The sequence below is a fragment of the Vibrio sp. 1069 genome (assembly GCF_033340555.1).
Map to the genome: position 1 here is coordinate 1 of NZ_JAWOWP010000250.1, position 804 is coordinate 804.

At 50.6% G+C, this 804-nt stretch carries 1 protein-coding gene; it reads left to right on the plus strand.

The window, feature by feature from the left end; all coding sequences use genetic code 11:
- On the plus strand, positions 1-804 hold an 804-nt coding region (locus R7040_RS25785; protein WP_318097479.1), incomplete at both ends, for a hypothetical protein.

An 804-nucleotide genomic window follows, 5' to 3' on the forward strand; every position in this document is an offset into this window, starting at 1 on the left:
CGCCGACAGCAGTACGTGTACGTTCCCATCTTCGACGGGCACTGATTGTCACTACAATCCGAATGGCCAGATCCAGTATCAAGTCTCAGTCACCAACGTAGGTGAAAGTACCACTAATGGTGCCACCATTGTGGATGAACTGGACAAGATTAACACGTCTGATGGCAAACCAGCTTTTACGGATTACAGCGTGGCGATTGTTAGTGCTCCAACGTCAGACCGCTTCTCCATCAATGGTCAGTATCAAGGCAATGTACCCTTAAACGCAGCATTCGATTTGATGCCAGGCGATACCATTGTCTTTGAAATTGATGGTACGGTTGCGGCGGATGCAACGGGCGCAATAACTAACGTCGCAAAAGTTGCAGGCGTGGACAGTAATGCTGTCGTGCTTGATCCGGGAACTTCGAATCTGCTAGCGCAAAAGTCGACGGACACTCCGACGTACACGCCGGGCTCGGAAGTGCGCTATCAGATGCGAATTCGCAACGTAACCACCAATAATGAGCTGGTGGATGTGCGCGATACCATTAGTAGCTATTTGGTTGAGACCGCGGACGGCACTGAAAAAGTCGCACTGAAAGATTGGAGTGTAAGCGCGAGCGTTATCTCTGACGGTAACCCGGCGTACACCGACATCAACAATTTAAATCTCATTGCGGATAATACCGACATCGACACCACCATTCAGATGGGTGGCAAAGCGCCAGATGACACCTATACCGAGGTTCTCATTGAGGTGGTAGGACACGTGCGTGACGACGCGGTTGGCGAGTTTACCAACCAGTTGCAAGGGAAGTTAAG